Source organism: Halopseudomonas salina (genome assembly GCF_008641105.1).
This window is the reverse complement of the sequence record NZ_VTTI01000006.1, coordinates 142064-158983: the sequence shown is the minus strand read 5'-3', so window position 1 is coordinate 158983 and position 16920 is coordinate 142064. Positions and strand designations below refer to the sequence as shown.

19 protein-coding genes are annotated in these 16920 nt (G+C 57.9%); 8 read left to right on the top strand and 11 right to left on the bottom strand.

Going from position 1 to position 16920, the window contains the following annotated elements; genetic code table 11:
* The 4 genes from rlmH to FZF01_RS11555 are packed head-to-tail and all read right to left on the bottom strand — an operon-like array spanning window position 1 to window position 2768.
* A complete protein-coding gene (gene rlmH, locus FZF01_RS11570) occupies window positions 1–468 on the bottom strand; it encodes a 23S rRNA (pseudouridine(1915)-N(3))-methyltransferase RlmH (protein ID WP_150278337.1) in 468 nt (155 codons plus the stop codon).
* 6 nt (window positions 469–474) lie between these two features.
* On the bottom strand, window positions 475–834 hold the full coding sequence (rsfS, locus tag FZF01_RS11565) for a ribosome silencing factor (protein WP_150278336.1): 360 nt from the start codon (window positions 832–834) through the stop codon (window positions 475–477).
* Window positions 835–856: 22 nt separating this feature from the next.
* Window positions 857–1495 carry a nicotinate-nucleotide adenylyltransferase gene (gene nadD, locus FZF01_RS11560; protein ID WP_150278335.1) on the bottom strand — a complete coding sequence of 213 codons (639 nt, stop codon included), beginning with the start codon at window positions 1493–1495 and terminating at the stop codon, window positions 857–859.
* A gap of 7 nt (window positions 1496–1502) precedes the next feature.
* Entirely contained in the window at window positions 1503–2768 is a 1266-nt protein-coding gene (locus FZF01_RS11555; protein WP_223825489.1) for a glutamate-5-semialdehyde dehydrogenase, read from the bottom strand.
* A gap of 164 nt (window positions 2769–2932) precedes the next feature.
* On the opposite strand from FZF01_RS11555, the gene FZF01_RS11550 reads away from it, so the two are divergent.
* Window positions 2933–4174 (top strand): DedA family protein, encoded by a 1242-nt coding sequence (locus FZF01_RS11550; protein ID WP_150278334.1) that lies wholly within the window; start codon window positions 2933–2935, stop codon window positions 4172–4174.
* Here FZF01_RS11550 and FZF01_RS11545 read toward each other — a convergent pair.
* Window positions 4154–4738, bottom strand: coding sequence for an LON peptidase substrate-binding domain-containing protein (locus FZF01_RS11545; protein ID WP_150278333.1), 585 nt, complete (start codon window positions 4736–4738; stop codon window positions 4154–4156). The two genes, FZF01_RS11550 and FZF01_RS11545, sit on opposite strands and share 21 nt — an antisense overlap.
* Before the next feature lie 223 nt (window positions 4739–4961).
* Between FZF01_RS11545 and FZF01_RS11540 the strand changes: the two genes are divergently transcribed.
* Entirely contained in the window at window positions 4962–5417 is a 456-nt protein-coding gene (locus FZF01_RS11540) for a MaoC family dehydratase (RefSeq protein ID WP_150278332.1), read from the top strand.
* Window positions 5418–5452: 35 nt separating this feature from the next.
* Here FZF01_RS11540 and FZF01_RS11535 read toward each other — a convergent pair whose 3' ends face one another.
* Window positions 5453–6058 carry a flavin prenyltransferase UbiX gene (locus FZF01_RS11535; protein WP_150278331.1) on the bottom strand — a complete coding sequence of 202 codons (606 nt, stop codon included), beginning with the start codon at window positions 6056–6058 and terminating at the stop codon, window positions 5453–5455.
* Complete coding sequence (gene mpl, locus FZF01_RS11530) at window positions 6051–7412, bottom strand: UDP-N-acetylmuramate:L-alanyl-gamma-D-glutamyl-meso-diaminopimelate ligase (protein ID WP_150278330.1); 1362 nt, start codon at window positions 7410–7412, stop codon at window positions 6051–6053. Before mpl ends, FZF01_RS11535 begins: the two co-directional genes overlap by 8 nt.
* Window positions 7413–7634: 222 nt before the next feature.
* On the opposite strand from mpl, the gene FZF01_RS11525 reads away from it, so the two are divergent.
* The 4 genes from FZF01_RS11525 to FZF01_RS11510 all read left to right on the top strand — a co-directional run bounded on the left by FZF01_RS11525 (window position 7635) and on the right by FZF01_RS11510 (window position 11104).
* Complete coding sequence (locus tag FZF01_RS11525; RefSeq protein ID WP_150278329.1) at window positions 7635–8894, top strand: 6-phosphofructokinase; 1260 nt, start codon at window positions 7635–7637, stop codon at window positions 8892–8894.
* Between the two features lie 198 nt (window positions 8895–9092).
* Window positions 9093–9539 carry a GNAT family N-acetyltransferase gene (locus FZF01_RS11520; protein ID WP_150278328.1) on the top strand — a complete coding sequence of 149 codons (447 nt, stop codon included), beginning with the start codon at window positions 9093–9095 and terminating at the stop codon, window positions 9537–9539.
* Window positions 9540–9710: 171 nt separating this feature from the next.
* A complete protein-coding gene (ppa, locus tag FZF01_RS11515) occupies window positions 9711–10238 on the top strand; it encodes an inorganic diphosphatase (RefSeq protein WP_150278327.1) in 528 nt (175 codons plus the stop codon).
* Between the two features lie 92 nt (window positions 10239–10330).
* Window positions 10331–11104: a methyltransferase domain-containing protein gene (locus FZF01_RS11510; RefSeq protein WP_150278326.1), complete on the top strand. Its 774-nt coding sequence runs from the start codon at window positions 10331–10333 to the stop codon at window positions 11102–11104.
* A gap of 4 nt (window positions 11105–11108) precedes the next feature.
* On the opposite strand, the gene FZF01_RS11505 is transcribed toward FZF01_RS11510, so the two are convergent.
* From FZF01_RS11505 to FZF01_RS11490, 4 genes are all read right to left on the bottom strand, one after another.
* The gene (locus tag FZF01_RS11505) at window positions 11109–12140 is read right to left on the bottom strand and encodes a GGDEF domain-containing protein (RefSeq protein WP_150278325.1); all 1032 of its coding nucleotides are present in this window, start codon (window positions 12138–12140) and stop codon (window positions 11109–11111) included.
* Between the two features lie 103 nt (window positions 12141–12243).
* The gene (locus FZF01_RS11500) at window positions 12244–12615 is read right to left on the bottom strand and encodes a translation initiation factor Sui1 (protein WP_150278324.1); all 372 of its coding nucleotides are present in this window, start codon (window positions 12613–12615) and stop codon (window positions 12244–12246) included.
* A 69-nt stretch (window positions 12616–12684) separates the two neighbouring features.
* Window positions 12685–13230, bottom strand: coding sequence for an NUDIX hydrolase (locus FZF01_RS11495; protein WP_150278323.1), 546 nt, complete (start codon window positions 13228–13230; stop codon window positions 12685–12687).
* Between the two features lie 5 nt (window positions 13231–13235).
* Window positions 13236–14213 carry a DUF2333 family protein gene (locus tag FZF01_RS11490; protein ID WP_223825503.1) on the bottom strand — a complete coding sequence of 326 codons (978 nt, stop codon included), beginning with the start codon at window positions 14211–14213 and terminating at the stop codon, window positions 13236–13238.
* Between the two features lie 278 nt (window positions 14214–14491).
* Here FZF01_RS11490 and dsbD point away from each other — a divergent pair, with 278 nt between their 5' ends.
* A complete protein-coding gene (gene dsbD / locus FZF01_RS11485) occupies window positions 14492–16321 on the top strand; it encodes a protein-disulfide reductase DsbD (protein WP_223825488.1) in 1830 nt (609 codons plus the stop codon).
* A gap of 137 nt (window positions 16322–16458) precedes the next feature.
* Window positions 16459–16911, top strand: a complete 453-nt coding sequence (gene aroQ / locus FZF01_RS11480; RefSeq protein WP_150278321.1) for a type II 3-dehydroquinate dehydratase — start codon at window positions 16459–16461, stop codon at window positions 16909–16911.
* The last annotated feature ends 9 nt before the right edge of the window (window positions 16912–16920 follow it).

Sequence of the window (16920 nt, the reverse complement as noted above, 5' to 3'; positions counted from 1 at the left end):
TCACTTGTGGTAGGGGTGGCGATTTAGAATTGTCCAGGCTCGGTACAGCTGTTCCGCCAATAGTATCCTTACCAGAGGGTGCGGCAGGGTTAACGCTGACAGTGACCAGCGCTGCTCGCTGCGCGCCGCCACCTCAGCGGCCAGACCTTCCGGTCCGCCAACCATCAGATTGACATTGCGCGCTTCCAGACGCCAGGCCTCCAGATGGGCAGCAAGGTCTTCAGTGCTCCAGCTGCGACCGGTTACCTCCAGGGTGACAATGCGATCGCCTGGCTGGGTGGCCGCCAGCATCTGCTCACCCTCACGGCGCATCAACCTGGCAATGTCCGCATTCTTGCCACGCGTTGCCAGCGGCACCTCCACCAGGTCCAGCGGCAGATCAGCGGGCATGCGCTTGGCATACTCGTGATAACCCTGCTCGACCCAGCCCGGCATGCGTGACGCTACACTGATTAAGCGTATACGCAATGCAACTTACTCGGCGGGTTGCTGCTGCTGGGCCCGGCGAGACTCAGCGCTCTGCCACAGGCGTTCCAGGTCATAGAACTGCCGGGTTGCGGGCTGCATCACATGCACGACTATGTCGCCCAGATCTACCAGCACCCATTCACCGGACTCCTTGCCTTCAATACCCAGGGGACGATTACCGGCCGCCTTGGCTTTCTCCAACACGTTATCACTGAGCGCACTGACGTGCCGGTTCGAGGTACCGCTGGCGATAATCATGTAATCGGTGACACTGGTAAGTTCGCGGACGTCGATGCGCACCACATCCTTGGCCTTGAGCTCCTCCAGCGCATCTTCTATCACTTTGAGCATTTCGTCGATCTGCATAGGTAGTTCTAATCCTTTGGTGTCAGGGCCGGTACAGCCCGTGGTTTTCAATATAATCGAGTACGGCATCGGGCAACAGGAAACGCGGTGATCGGTCTGCCGCAACCAGTTGGCGAATGTGAGTGGCCGAAATCGCCAGCGGTGTCTGCGAGAGGCAGATAATCTGCCCTGCCTTCGCGTTGGCGCCAGCGGGATCACTGACGCTGCGAGCAGCCAGTAGATCCTTGAGCACCTCAGGCAGCTCCGGATCGTAATCCGGACGCTGCAATACCACCAGGTTGCTCAGTTCCAGCAATTCTTCCCAGCGATGCCAGCCCGGCAATCCGCCGAAGGCATCCCAACCAAGAATCATGTACAGGGTAACAGTATCGCCAAGCTCGCTGCGCAGCGATTCAAGCGTTTCTACGCTATATGACGGGCGGTCACGCTGCAGTTCACGGTCATCGACCCGCAAACCACAACCACCCTGGGCGGCCAGCCGGACCATTTCCAGGCGTTGCCCGGCAGTGGCCCCCGGTTGTTCACGATGCGGCGGGCGTGCACTGGGGATCAACCGAAGCTCATCCAGACCCAGGCATTCAGCGGCTTCCAGCGCACCGCGCAGATGACCGTAGTGGATCGGATCGAAGGTGCCTCCGAGCAGACCGATACGCTGACTCATCCGCACATCATTGGCGGATATGTCCGTCGCCGAATACCACATATTTTTCGCTCGTGAGGCCTTCCAGGCCAACCGGACCACGGGCATGAATCTTGTCAGTAGAGATACCGATCTCGGCTCCGAGTCCATATTCAAAGCCATCGGCAAAGCGCGTCGATGCGTTGATCATCACCGAACTGGAATCCACCTCGGCCAGGAACCGCCGAGCCCGGGTGAAATCTTCCGAGACCATGGCATCGGTGTGCTGGGAACTGTAGGTATTGATATGCTCGATAGCTGCATCCATATCGGCGACGACGCGGATCGACAGAATCGGTGCCAGATACTCGGTCGACCAGTCTTCCTCGGTAGCCACCAGGGCCTCAGGGAGAATCGCACAGGTGGCGGCACAACCGCGTAACTCTACCTGCTTTTCGGCGTACACCTTCGCCACCCGGGGCAGAAAGCTGGCAGCAATGCTCTCATGTACCAACAGGGTTTCCATCGCATTACAAACGCCATATCGATGAGTCTTGGCGTTAACGGCAATCGCCTCCGCCTTGTCCAGGTCGGCCCGATCGTCCACGTACACGTGACAAATTCCATCCAGATGCTTGATGACCGGGACACGCGCATCACGACTGATCCGCTCAATCAGCCCCTTGCCACCGCGCGGCACAATCACATCGACAAATTCCGGCATGGTGATCAGTGCGCCCACAGCGGCACGATCGGTCGTTTCCACAACCTGCACCACCTCGGCAGGTAACCCGGCCGCGGCCAGGCCCTGAGCAAGGCAGCGGGCTATAGCTCGATTGGAGTGAATCGACTCGGAGCCACCGCGCAATATACAGGCGTTGCCAGACTTCAGGCAGAGGCTGGCTGCCTCCACTGTCACATTGGGCCGCGATTCGTAAATGATACCGATGACGCCCAGGGGCACGCGCATTCGGCCTACCTGAATTCCGGAGGGCAGAAACTTCATATCGCGTATGGCGCCAATAGGGTCGTCTAGCGCCGCGACCTGACGCAGGCCTTCGAGCATTCCCTGGATACGCGCAGGCGTCAGTGCCAGGCGGTCGAGCATCGCTGCGTCCAGACCATTGTCCCGACCCGACTGAAGATCCAGCTCATTGGCTTCCACCAGCTGGTTCTGTGCCGCTTCGATGGCATCTGCCGTTGCCAGCAACGCGCGATTCTTCACCGTTGTGCTGGCACGGCCAATCACCCGGGATACCTGCCGGGCCTTGAGACCGAGCCCCTGCATGTAATCTGCTACCTGTTCTGCGCCCATGCCTGCCACCGATTACCTGTTGCCGAGACTAAAGGCCGCATTATAGCTGCCTGCCCCGGCACTGGACAGGGCAGAGCTGCTATGATCTGCAATATGATTGGATCACGCCAACACAGATACCCGACCGGCCCAAAGGCCTTCGCAACCGCGAGGATGCAAGGACCATGGACAATCTGCTGACGGGCAGCCTGATTGAATGGCTTGGAGACCATCGACAATGGCTCGGCCTGGCCATATTTCTGATCGCGTTGCTGGAGTCTCTCGCCGTCGCAGGACTGGTAATACCCGGTGTATTTCTGCTCCTCGCAGTCACGGCCATGGCTGGAGGCGGCGGCATGTCCTTTGTCGCAGCCTTGTCCTGGGCTTTCTGCGGCGCAGTATTGGGCGACATGCTCAGCTTTGCGCTGGGACGTTTTTTTCACCAGGATATCCGGCGTCTGGGACTCTTTCGCCGTCACCCACAGTGGATTGCCCGCGGAGAAATCTTTTTCAGACGTTATGGTCTGTTCGGGATTTTCATAGGCCGATTCGTGGGCCCGATCCGCCCTATAATTCCCATGATCGCAGGCATGCTCGACATGCCCACCGTCCGCTTCGTCGCTATCAACCTGCTCTCTGCCCTGGCCTGGGCACCGGTTTATGTCACACCGGGCTTTCTGGCAGGCCGAGCAGTCAAATGGCCGGTACCGGAGTTTTTCTGGCAGCATGCGTTAACGTTACTGGGACTGCTTGCGGGGTTACTACTGGCTGTCGTTCTGATTCTTCGGGCGCAGCAGCGCTGGAGCAACATCCTGGCGGGCCTGTTATGCCTGGTCGCATTGGTGGCGTTGGCGATGCACAGCGAAAGGCTGGTAATTCTTGATCAGAGCCTGGCCGTCTGGCTTTCCATGGCAGACGTTAACGCGGGCCTGCTGGACGCAATGGCGGCGCTGGCCAGTCCGGTCTACCCTGCCGCCCTTTTCAGCCTGCTCGCCTTGAGTCTGGCAATGTCGCGGGGCTGGCGATCCCTGGCCCTGACTCTTGTGGCTTCACTGATGTGTGGATTGCTCGTGTTGGCGTTTGATGCAACCTGGCAGGCAACCACACTTGCCGCCAGTCTTTTGCTCATCGCTATCGCCGCCTTGCTGAAAAACCGGCCACATGCTTTCTGGACACGCGCGGCGTTCATGTCTGGAGTCGCCCCGCCGGCGATTCTGCTGGGAACGATAAGCCTTGCTGCCACGCACATGAGCCTGATGGGCCTGGTAAACGCCTTTCTGCTGGCGGCAGCCAGCCTGCTTCTGTCCCTTTGGCTGGTCGAACGCGCAGGCCCCGTTGAATGTCCTGCGTTCCCGGCCAATAATCTGCTGCTGTGGTTGCCATTGGCGACCGCGGTCGGGGTGCTTTCAGGCCTGCATTATTTCTAGCCATTCATTGATCTGACTGAGCCGCGCCTGGGGATGATCGAGATTCAGCAGCGCGACCTTCTGATCCAGCGAGAAGGGCAACAGAAAAGCCAGCTGGTATCCCAGGCGTTGCTGGCTCCCGGCCACTTCGGGCAATCCCAGGCCCTCGGCCAGAGGGTGCTGCATCAACGCATCGTGCAACACCACCAGATCATCATGCTGCTCCAGCACGGGCGCATCTGCCTGTTCCGGCAACCAGCTGATCTCTCCACTGACCAGTCCGTCTGCAGCCACATCAGCGGAGTCGATGCGCCCGCGCCGGCCGCCTTCCACGCGAATACCCAGCAGTCCATTGTCGCGCTGCTGCCAATCGGTTATCAGCGCCTCACAGCCCAGGGCATTGAAACGAAGGTCGCCAGACCCGGTTTCAGGGCCGGATTCCAGGGCCACAATCAGAAAACTCTCGCCCTGCTTGAAACACCGGCTGAGCATATCCAGATAACGCGCTTCGAAAATCTGCAAATCGATAACGCACCCGGGCAAGAGAATGCTCTGGAGTGGAAATAAGGGGTGTCTCTCAGTCATGCCCGCCTCGCGCTGGAAAGAAAATGGACCGCCGGCGTCTCTGTGCGGCGGTTATGGCATTCAGCAAACCTATTCAGCCGTGTGCCGATTGACCCGGTCAGCAACCCTTGTAACCATGGCAAATGACTTGAACTTGTGTCTATAGTTTCGCCTGCACTCATTGCAAGCGCCTGTTTCACACAGCTCCGCATGGGGCACTACAACAACAGCCATGGAGAACGCCATGACCGCCGTACCCGTTTCCGAACTGACCTCCTACATTGGCAAGGATCTCGGCCATTCAGAATGGATGACCATTGATCAGGAGCGCGTCAATCAATTTGCCGACTGCACCGGCGACCATCAATTCATCCACATCGATGAAGAGAAGGCAAAACAAACGCCCTTTGGCGGCACGATCGCCCACGGATTCTTGTCCCTGTCCTTGCTGCCCACGCTGTCAGCCGGACTCTTGATTCGCCCTGAAGGTCTGAAGATGGCGGTCAATTACGGCCTGGACAGCCTGCGTTTCATCCAACCGGTACGGGTGGGGTCCCGCGTCCGCCTGCAGAGCACGGTAATCGACGTAACCGAGAAGAAACCCGGTCAGTGGTTGATCAAGGCACGCTCTACACTGGAAATCGAAGGTAACGACAAGCCGGCCTTCATCGCAGAAGCGCTGTCACTGTACTTCGTCTGACGCTTGCACCGCTGCCGGCTACTGGCCGGCAGTAATTACTCTCCCCAACGTGCCAACAGGTTTTGCTCGATACCCAACTGGTTTAGAATCCGCGCCACTACAAAATCCACCAGATCATCAACCGACTCGGGCTTGTGATAAAACCCCGGACTGGCCGGCAGTATCACCGCGCCCATCTGGCTCAGCTTCAGCATATTCTCCAGATGCACCGTCGAATAGGGCGCCTCACGGGGCACCAATATCAGCTTGCGACGCTCTTTCAACGCCACATCAGCGGCACGCTCGATCAGATTATTGCTGGCGCCGGTCGCGATAGCCGACAGCGACCCAGTTGAGCAGGGACAGACCACCATCGCACTGGGCGCCCCAGAGCCTGATGCGACAGGAGACATCCAGTCCTGCTTGCCAAACACGCGTATCTGCCCCTCGCGCGCACTGTAGCGCTGGGTAAGAAACAGCTCCAGGGCCTGTGACTTGGGTGGAAGCTTGATATCTGTCTCGGTCGCCACCACCAGCTGCGCTGCCTGGGAAATCAGGAAATAGACCTCCACGTCAGCCTTGACCAGGCACTCGAGCAGACGCAGCGCATACTGAGCTCCGGAGGCACCGGTGACGGCAAGTGTTACCCGACGGTTATCCACACTTCACCTCCAACGCACCCAGCATGCGCTGATGGATGCCACCAAAACCGCCATTGCTCATGATCACTATCCGCGTACCTGACACGGCTCGAGCCAGCACCGATTGGATAATGTCGTCAATGTCGGTCTCGACGCGAGCTGGCACCGGACTGGCGTCCACTACTGACTGCAGTGACCAGTCCAGCCCGGGTGGCTGAAACCAGATGACCTCCGAGGCACTTGCCACACTCGCGGCTAGTGCCGCAGCGTGGCTGCCAAGACGCATGGTGTTGGAACGTGGCTCGATGATCGCGATCAGCGGTGCATCACCTATGCCCGCTCGCAAGCCGGCAAGCGTCGTGGCAATGGCTGTGGGATGGTGAGCAAAATCGTCGTACAGACTCACGCCTTCAAAAGTGCCCAACAACTCCATGCGCCGCTTGGCACTGCGAAATTCGCCTAGTGCAGCAATCCCCTGGGCGGGCGTTACGCCTACGTGCCGTGCAGCCGCCAGGGCCGACAAGGCGTTAGCCACACTGTGGGCTCCGGTCTGGGACCACTCTGCGACGCCTTGGAGAGCGCCATCAAGCCAGACCTCGAACCGCGAACCGTCCGCCGCCAGGAGGCTGGCTCTCCATTCGCCCTCACCGCCCGTGGTCTGCCGGGGTGTCCAGCAACCCATATCGATCACTCTCTGCAACGCAACATCGCCGTGCGGGTGCACAATAAGGCCGGTTGAGGGAATGGTACGAACCAAGTGGTGGAACTGCCGTTCTATAGCAGCCAGATCCGGGAAGATATCTGCATGATCATATTCTAGATTGTTCAGGATCGCGGTACGGGGTCGGTAATGCACGAACTTTGAGCGCTTGTCGAAAAAGGCGCTGTCATACTCGTCAGCCTCAACCACGAAAAAAGGCGTATCCCCCAGACGCGCCGAGATCCCAAAGTTCTGCGGCACGCCCCCGATCAGGAACCCCGGCGCCATACCTGCATGTTCGAGAATCCAGGCCAGAAGACTGGACGTCGTCGTCTTGCCATGGGTGCCGGCTACGGCGAGCACCCAACGGTCCTGCAGAACATGTCGAGCCAGCCATTCAGGACCGGAGACATAAGGCAAGCCCTGGTCGAGCACATATTCTACCGCCGGATTACCTCGCGACATGGCGTTACCGACGATCACCAGATCCGGTGCAGGCTGCAGGTGCTCGGGTGAATATCCCTCAAGCAATGCAATCCCTTGAGCCTGCAACTGAGTACTCATCGGGGGGTAGACATTGGCGTCGCTACCGCTGACCTGATGGCCAAGCTCGCGGGCCAGTAAAGCCAACGACCCCATGAACGTACCGCAGATACCCAGAATGTGCAGATGCATTGTCGCGCCCAGACCCCGTGCCAGAAAAGAATGCGAGGATGTTATCACGCGCCATGCAACAGCGCCGCCATACGCCTGACAGCGATGCAAATGGACATACTTTCGGCTATAGTTGCACGCCAAACCCGTTCGCCGTTTTTGTCCGCAGCTCTGGTTCGCCCATATCCAGGCGATCCGGCGCCGCGTGCCCACCCCGGCCATTGCCTTACACATGGAGTCCGCATGACCGTCAAGAATGCCTTTTACGCCCAGTCCGGTGGTGTCACCGCCGTTATCAACGCCTCAGCTGCAGGGGTAATAGAAACGGCTCGTCAGCATCCCGATCGAATAGGCAAGGTATTCGCCGGTCACAACGGCATTATCGGAGCTCTGACCGAGAATCTGATCGACACCAGTATGGAGCCGGCAGAAAACATCGCCGCGCTGCGCCACACCCCCTCCGGCGCTTTCGGCTCGTGCCGTTACAAACTAAAAAGCCTGGAAGCCAATCGCGCCGAATACGAGCGCCTGATTGAAGTCTTCCGCGCCCACGATATCGGTTATTTTTTCTACAATGGGGGTGGTGACTCAGCCGACACCTGCCTGAAGGTTTCCCAGTTGGCCGAAACCATGGGCTATCCAATTCAGGCTATCCACGTTCCAAAGACTGTCGATAACGACCTGCCAATAACCGATTGCTGCCCAGGTTTCGGTTCAGTTGCCAAATACGTAGCCACCTCTATTCGCGAAGCGGGCTTTGACGTGGCATCCATGGCCGCCACCTCCACCAAGGTATTCATTCTCGAAGTCATGGGCCGCCATGCAGGCTGGATTACCGCTGCCTGCGGATTGGCCAGCGAAGGTGAAGGCCAGCCTCCTCACATCCTGCTGTTCCCGGAGGTCCGCTTTGATCAGGACGCCTTCCTCGCCCGGGTGAAAGAATGTGTAGAGACTTACGGCTACTGCGTGATTGGTGTGTCTGAAGGCATCAAGAATATCGACGGCAAGTTCCTGTCCGAAACTGGACTCACTGACGCGTTCGGCCATGCGCAGCTGGGCGGCGTGGCACCTACCGTGGCCAACCTGGTAAAAGACCAGCTGGGATACAAATACCACTGGGCGGTTGCCGACTATTTGCAACGCTCTGCGCGCCACCTGGCTTCAGCCGTCGATGTGGAGCAGGCATATGCTCTTGGCCAGGCCGCGGTACGCATCGCTCTGGAAGGCAAGAATGCCGTCATGCCCGCCATTCGTCGCCTGCAGGACAGCCCTTACCAGTGGGATATCATTGAAGCGCCCCTCAAGGATGTCGCCAACGTCGAGAAATTCATGCCCCGTGAATTTATTACCGAGGATGGATTCCATATTACCGACGAATGCCGTCGTTATCTTTCGCCCCTTATCCAGGGCGAGGACTACCCACCCTTTGTCAACGGCATGCCCGCCTACGTGCAATTGAATAATCACAAAGTCGAGCGCAAGTTGCCTGAATTCAAAATCTGACCCATACCGCAGAGCCCCGGCGAAGGAATGACGCCTCTGCTCCGCGCCAGCGGGACCTTTCAGACACCCCGTCCGGCCTCACCCGGACGGGGTGTTTTGTTTTCTCCGATTGAAGATTCGCCACCTTTGGGGCAGGATAATGGCAACTGACTCATATGCAATAATGAGCCACAATCTGACCCTTAATGGAAAACACGTATGCGTATTGTGCAGGCAGATATTAGCCGGCTTGACGAAGTAACGCCGCTTTTCATCAAATACCGTGAGTTTTACGGCCAGCTGCCCAAGCCTGAGGCTTCCAGACGTTTTCTGGAAGACCGGCTGAAAAACGACCAGGCCATTATCCTGGTGGCCGAGGACGAGGATACCGGCAAGGTCCTTGGATTCTGTCAGTTTATCCCGAGCTTCTCGGCACTTACCCTGTCACCCAGCTGGGTACTCAAGGGCATCTATGTGATCGAAGAAGCCCGCCGCCAACTGGTAGCTGACAGAATGATCAACCAGGCCAAGGTCATGGCCCGCGCCCAGGGCATCAAGCGCATGACGGTCATGACCGGGGAAGACAACATCACTGCACACGGCCTCTATCGATCCCTGGGCTTTTCGGCTGACTCGGAATTTCATTATTTCGCCCTCAAGCTCTGATATCTTCACTCCCTCACGCCCCCCCCGACCCATGCCCTCGCAAGGTAGCGGGTGGGGGTGCGTCTGCGACTATTGTTTTAGTTGTTTTCTGCGCTTATCACTTGGTATCCCTTGTCGCAGCCTCTATAATCGCGGCCAGAATTTTTCAATCATGCCCGAATCAGGTAACCCATGAGCTACGACCAGATCCCCGCAGGCAAAGACATCCCCAACGACATCTATGTCGCCATTGAAATTCCGGCCAATCACGCGCCGATCAAGTATGAGATCGACAAGGACAGCAATACTCTGTTTGTCGACCGCTTCATGGCAACCCCGATGTTCTATCCGGCCAACTATGGATTCATCCCCAACACACTGGCCGATGATGGTGACCCACTGGATGTATTGGTCGTTACCCCGCACCCCGTCTCGCCTGGCGCAGTGATCCGCTGCCGCCCGGTAGGTGTTCTGCACATGACCGACGATGGCGGCGGCGATGCCAAGCTCATCGCTGTGCCCCACGACAAGCTGAGCGCGCTATATCGCGACATCAAGGAATATACTGATCTGCCGGAACTGCTGATGCAGCAGATCCAGCACTTCTTTGAGAACTACAAGGATCTGGAACCCGGCAAATGGGTCAAGATCGATCGCTGGGGCGGCTCCGATGAAGCCCGCGCGGAAATAGTTAAGGCTGTAAACGCTTACCAAAAATAAGTGTTTTGCCCCCTTGAAAGCCGGCCACAAGCTGGCTTTTTTAATGCCTGAAATTCAGCCCATCTGACGCAGCAATCACGGAGCTTCCCGCCATGGCAGATCGCTACTTCGACCAGATGGGCGCACATTTTGCCCGAAAGATCTACGACGGCCCCAAAGGTGCTGTGCGTCTGGCAGTTTTGACCCGCGACCTGCAAGAGTGGCTGCCGGCAATCTGCGAGCCAGACCAGTCCCTTCGCGTACTCGATGTGGGCGCCGGGCTGGGGCATATGAGTGAATGGCTACTGGGCCAGGGGCATCGGGTGACCCTGGCCGACCCCTCCCCAGAGATGCTCGACGCCGCCAGGGAACGACTCAAGCCCCTGGTATCTGCTTACCCTGTTACCTACCTGCTGAGCCCGTTACAGGATCTGCCGGCGAACGGAGAAACCTATGATCTGGTGATCTGCCACGCGGTACTGGAGTGGCTCGAGGACCCGGCACAGGCCATCAATGCGCTCAGGCAACTTTGCACGCCCGAAGGGCGCATCTCCCTGGCGTTCTACAATCGCGATGCGTTGGTTTACAAGAACCTGATCAAGGGCCAGTTTCGTAAACTGGCGAAGAACCAGCTGGCCGGAAGCAAGCGCAGCCTGACTCCGCAACAACCACTTGATCCGGCACTGGTCGCCACCTGGGTCGCCCAGAGCCGGCTGCAATGCCTGGAAAAAAGCGGAATCCGGGTTTTCTATGACTACATGCCAGCCGAATTCCAGTCACAGCTCGAAACTGCAGAGATTGTAGAGCAGGAATTGCTTTACAGCCGCCACCCGACATACCGTGACATGGGACGTTACCTGCACTGGTGGCTAAGCCCGGCCGAGTGACAGGCTACCCGCGCACCACACGATTACGCCCAGCCTGCTTTGCCTGATAAAGGGCCTTGTCGGCCCTGTCAATTAGCAGCAGGGCATCCATGGCCTCAAGTGACCCGGCCATAGCGGTTCCCAGACTGATGGTGACATCCAGCATCAACTCTGCCACCGGAAATGGCGGACAGGCCATGGTTGCGCGCACGCGCTCGGCGACTATGTCCAGCTGTTCATGGGATTTCACCAAAGCCAGCACAGCGAATTCCTCACCACCCATACGCACTGCCAGGTCCTCGGGGCGGATCGCAGCTACCAACCTCTGGCCCACCTCCACCAATACCTCGTCACCGACTCCGTGACCATGCTCATCATTGATCTGCTTGAAATGGTCGAGATCACCGTAGATGAAGCCAACGTATAGAGCGTCCCTCTGAGCGCGGCTTTCAAGCGCTGGCAGCATTTGCTCCAGGCCCTCGCGATTCAGAAGCTGTGTCAATGGATCCAGCAACGCTCGACGCTTGGCGCCGTCAAGCTCGACCAACAACTGCTTTTGCTCGACCCGCAGCAGTGAGGTCTCAAACATCGCCTCCAGAACCAGGGCAAAGTCCTGCATGCTCTGCCTTTGGCTGACAGACAATGCGTTGGGTCTATCGTCAAGCACACAGAAGGTGCCCACACGGCTGCCGCCGGGTGCGTGCAAGGCAATACCTGCATAAAAACGAATGTGTGGCTGGCCGGTAACCAATGGGTTGTCTGCAAAGCGCTCATCCTTCAGAGCGTCGGGGACCTCCATAATGGCATCGCTATGGATGGCGTGCCCGCAAAAGGACAGACTACGCGGTGAGCCAGACAGAGCCGTCCCGCGGCGCGCCTTGAACCACTGCCGTTCGTTGTCCACCAGGGTCACAAGTACGGTCCGGATGCCAAACACACCCTGAGCCAGACGCAATAACGCGTCAAAGCGCGGATCTGGCCCGGTATCCAGCAGGTTCAGCGCTTCCATATCAGCCTGTCGTTGAGCTTCATCGAGCGGCAGGGTGGGCTCTTTCATGGCGAATCTCTCAGCGCAGTGGTCTGACTGACAAGACTAGCTTTCGTGTGAGTTCTGTACAGCTGGCTTTCGATATTCAGTTACCCGCCCTGCTATTACCCAATCAGCCTCCGGCGCGCCTGGCCTGAAAACCCTGCTCTTTTAGCCAGGCTGTAATAAGATCAGCGTGATCTCCCTGGATTTCGATCGTGCCTTCTTTCACTGAACCACCGCAGCCACAACGCGTTTTCAGCTTTTTACCCAAGACCTTCAACTCCTCGGCCTGGAGTGGAAGACCGCTGACGGTAGTGACCGTCTTGCCACCACGTCCTTTCGTTTCGCGGCGGATACGAGCAATACCGTCTCCCTCTGGAAGAGGGGCCGCCGCGCAATTGCAGGCGGCAACTGGCTGTCGGCAGCCAGGACAGGTTCGCCCAGCCTCAGTCGAATAGACCAGACCACCCAATGCATTCATACCTTTGACTGTCTTGACCATCTTTGTTGGATACCCAATTCGCGTTTTCCGGCACATTATTCAGCGATAGACCTGCACAGCTGTCTATGTCTATTCAGCGCGTTCAATGTCTGTGTGTCCTGCGAGGAGCAGTTCGAGCGCCCGTAGCGAATCCGGAGCGTAATTCTCTCCACTGCGCTTCCAAGCCTGGTGGGGGTCTATCCAGCGGAACCCGACCACTTCTTCGGGCTGCATGATTATCGGGCCATCCCATACACAACTGAATACGCGGCCCCAAAGCCTACTTTGTGGCGATTCGTAGAAAAAGCAAAAATGCGCCTCGAGCTCGACGTCGGCGACACCCAGCTCTTCTTGAAGCTCCCGTCTGGCGCCCTGAAGGTAAGTTTCACCTGCTGCGACCACACCACCGGCTGCCACATCCCAGTAGCCGGGATAAAGCCGCTTGCAGGGGGAGCGCTGATGGATACAGAGTTCCCCTTGACGGTTGAAAACAATAATAAAGGTACAGCGCGGGATCAGCCCCCTGGCATGCAAACTACCCCGCGCGACCACGCCCAACGGCCGATCGTTTTCATCAACATGAATCACCTGCTCGGCTGCCGAGGCGGCCAGATGAGCCCTGTCCCGCGGGTTCATCGTGCTCAGCCCTGCTCCATCAAACGGCGCAGGTCAATAATGGCCGCATTGGCGCGCGACAGATAATTGGCCATTACCAGAGAATGATTGGCGAGCACTCCAAATCCACCTCCGTTAAGCACCATCGGGCTCCACAATGATTCCTGGGTTGCCTCAAGCTCCCGAATGATCTGCTTCAGACTGGCCTGGGCATTCTTCTTGGCAATGATATCGGCAAAGTCGACCTCTACTGCTCGCAGCAGGTGAACCAGCGCCCAGGCACTACCCCTGGACTCGTAAAACACATCATCTATCTCAAGCCAGGGAGTCTGCTCGCGCGGACGACTGCCATCGGTAACGGGAGCCTGACCAACACTGGCTGAAAGACGCTGCGAAAGCGAGCCCAGGCGCGTACTGACATCCCCGAGCCAACTACCAAGATTGTCAGCACGTGCATAGAAATCAGCCTCATCAGCCCTGAGGCGTGCAGCGTAGGAATTCAACGCCTTGAGTCCGCTGCGATACTCCCCTTCCGTAGAGGGCATGATCCAGCTCTTGTTGTCAAAATGAAAAAGTGGCTCTGCACGGGCCAGATCTTCATCTTCAGCAGACTGGGATTGCGACCGCGCCATGTCCCGGCGCATCGCACGGGTGACATCCCGGATCTGTACCAGAACGCCAAATTCCCAGTTGGGCATGTTATCCAGCCAGACACCAGGAGGCATGATGTCATTACTCAGATAGCCGCCGGGCTTTTCCAGCAAGGTGGTCATGAGAGCTTCGACCGTTGCGACTGTCATCTCTCCCTCTACCCTGTCTGTTTGTGCCGAGGTGGCAGGAATCAGTTGCATGACGCCAGGCTCTCGGTTCCAGTACCAACCGACGAACACGCAAACAACCAGATAGACCAGCAAAATCGCCAGTAGCCCTTTGACCACCAGCGTTGGCCCTTGCCCATCCGCCGGGCGGGAGGCCGCGCTAGCAGTCGATTTTTTGCCGAACATACCCTTTCCGAACTTCATGTGTTGACTCCTTTGAACGTCTCGCTCAGGAGCATAGCACTCCAACCCACACAGCACACTCAGGCACCTGATGCTTGTAAGGATCGGAACACAGCCTTCGGGACCCAATCGATTACCCGCAATGCACGCGAGGACTCAGGCCGGGAAGGGCAAGTCAGAATCCCGAATAAACCATTCTTACCGTGGCGAAGGGTTACAAAACACAAATCCCGATTTTGCCTATGACGTTTTGTCACTCGGCAAGAAACCTCGTAGCGATTATGATGAAGGCCAATCTTATCTGGCCCGGATCAAATATTTTGCTGTTACGCCTGTTGCTGCTCACCTGTTTCCTGATACCCGGCCTGGCTAACGGGGGATTGCTCGACAATTCCGCCGATTCCGGCTCTGGCGTGTTGCAGGGCAGCGCCGGCCAGACCCGTTTCTTGCCGGTGAACGAAGCGTTCCGCCCCGGCATAGTCGGTCTCTCGGACCAGGAGATACGTCTTCGGTTCGAGATTGTGCCCGAATATTATCTTTATCGTCACAGGCTCGGTTTTTCACTGACCGGGGACGGCGCCAGCGTGGCCGAACCTGCCCTGCCTTCGGGCACTCAACGCCATGACGAGTTTTTCGGCGATGTTGAGGTTTACTACGACAGCCTCAATGTCATTCTCGAACTGGAAGGGGAGTTGAAGCCTGAACAGTTGCTGCAAGTCGACTTTCAGGGCTGCGCTGATGCCGGGCTTTGCTATCCACCGGAAACCGTGACTCTTGCGCTACCCGGGGGGGTTGCTGCGGCCCAACCATTAGCCGCAGGTAACACGCCGCCAACGGAGTCCCAAGAGGGGCTGGCCCTGGCACTTGCACTGTTTTTCCTGGCCGGGCTCGGATTGACTTTTACGCCCTGCGTATTGCCTATGCTACCGATTCTCAGCAGCCTGGTGGTGGGCCGCAGCAATATCGACAGGTCACGCGCAACATTGCTAGCGCTGAGTTACGTGCTGGGCATGGCACTGACTTTTGCCGCCGTGGGCGCGCTGATCGGCCTTTTCGGCGCCGCACTGAACATTCAGGCGCGCCTGCAGTCCCCCTGGGTGCTGGGTACTTTTGCTGCCTTTTTCATCCTGTTTGCCCTCGCCATGTTCGGGCTGTTCGATCTGCGTCTACCAGCTTTTCTGCGTGATCCCCTTGAGCGCCTGGGGAGTCGCACCCGTGGCGGATCGATTCCCGGGGCAGCCGTCATGGGCGCCCTTTCAACCCTGGTCGTTTCGCCATGTATTTCGGCGCCATTGGCTGGAGCCCTGGTGTATATAAGCACCACTGGGGACGCCGCCGGCGGAGCTCTGCGGCTTTTTTTGCTAGCCCTGGGCATGGGCGTCCCGCTGCTCCTGGTGGCGGTATTCGGCAATGCCTTCCTGCCGCGATCCGGCCCCTGGTTGAACACCGTCAAGCAGCTGTTCGGATTCGGTTTGCTGGGCGTTGCCATCTGGTTGCTCGAACGTCTGTTACCCGGCTCCATCAGTCTGGCGCTTTGGGCCGTCTTGGCCGCGGGCCTGGCGGTGCAGCTCGGATTATTCGAGCGCACTGAACCACGCATTGCCAGCCGGCTGGCTCACATCATCGCGCTGCTGGCCGCGATCTATTCTGCGGTAGCCCTGACAGGGGCATTGGTCGGCGGTTCAGACCCTTTACGCCCGCTCGAACCCTTGACGGCAACAGATCGACAGGGCAGTGCCCGTGCACCGGGCTTTTTCACCACAGTCCGGGATCAGAGCGGAATCAATGCCCAGCTGGCCAGGGCAGTGGATCTGGGCAGCCCCGCGGTCATAGAGCTCTATGCTGACTGGTGCATCAGTTGTAAGGTCATCGAACGCCAGGTCCTCAATGACTCTGATGTACGTGAGGAGCTGGAGCCTTACGTGCGCATCAAGCTGGATCTGACTGACAACACCCCCGATCAGCGCCAATGGCTGACTGAAAAGGGGCTGTTTGGCCCCCCTGCCTTCGTGTTCTACGCCGCCGATGGCGGCGAGAGGGGGGATCTTCGCATTCAGGGCGAGATCGATCGGGAGGGCTTTCTGAACCACCTTGCCAGGAATACCGATTAGCAATCTAGGCTTAATTGCGGCAATCATGCGGGCATCTGGTGGCAACCTAGCGATTCTGGACAGCTCGCACAGATTCCGGCAGACTTCACCCATGACCTGATGGTCAGTTTTTTTTAATTGCCTGTGGATCGATAACAATGGCGAGCATTCTGGTACTTAACGGCCCCAACCTGAATCTTCTCGGTACCCGAGAGCCGGGAGTCTATGGCGTCGCCACGCTGGAACAGATTGTGCAGACACTGCGTGAGCAGGCTGCTGCCAGCGGTCACCATCTACTCAATCTGCAAAGCAACGCCGAACACGAACTGATTGAGCGCATCCACGCTGCTCGAGATGAAGCAATCGATTTCATTCTGATCAACCCGGCTGCATTTACTCACACCAGCGTCGCAATACGTGACGCATTGCTGGCTGTGAGCATCCCATTTATCGAAGTGCATCTATCCAACGTTCATAAACGCGAGCCCTTCCGTCACCACTCCTACTTCTCCGACGTAGCTGTGGGCGTGATCTGCGGGCTGGGCGCCAGAGGCTATCAACTGGCGCTGGATGCTGCGATACATTTGATAGAACAAACCGAACAAGACTAAAACTGCTCT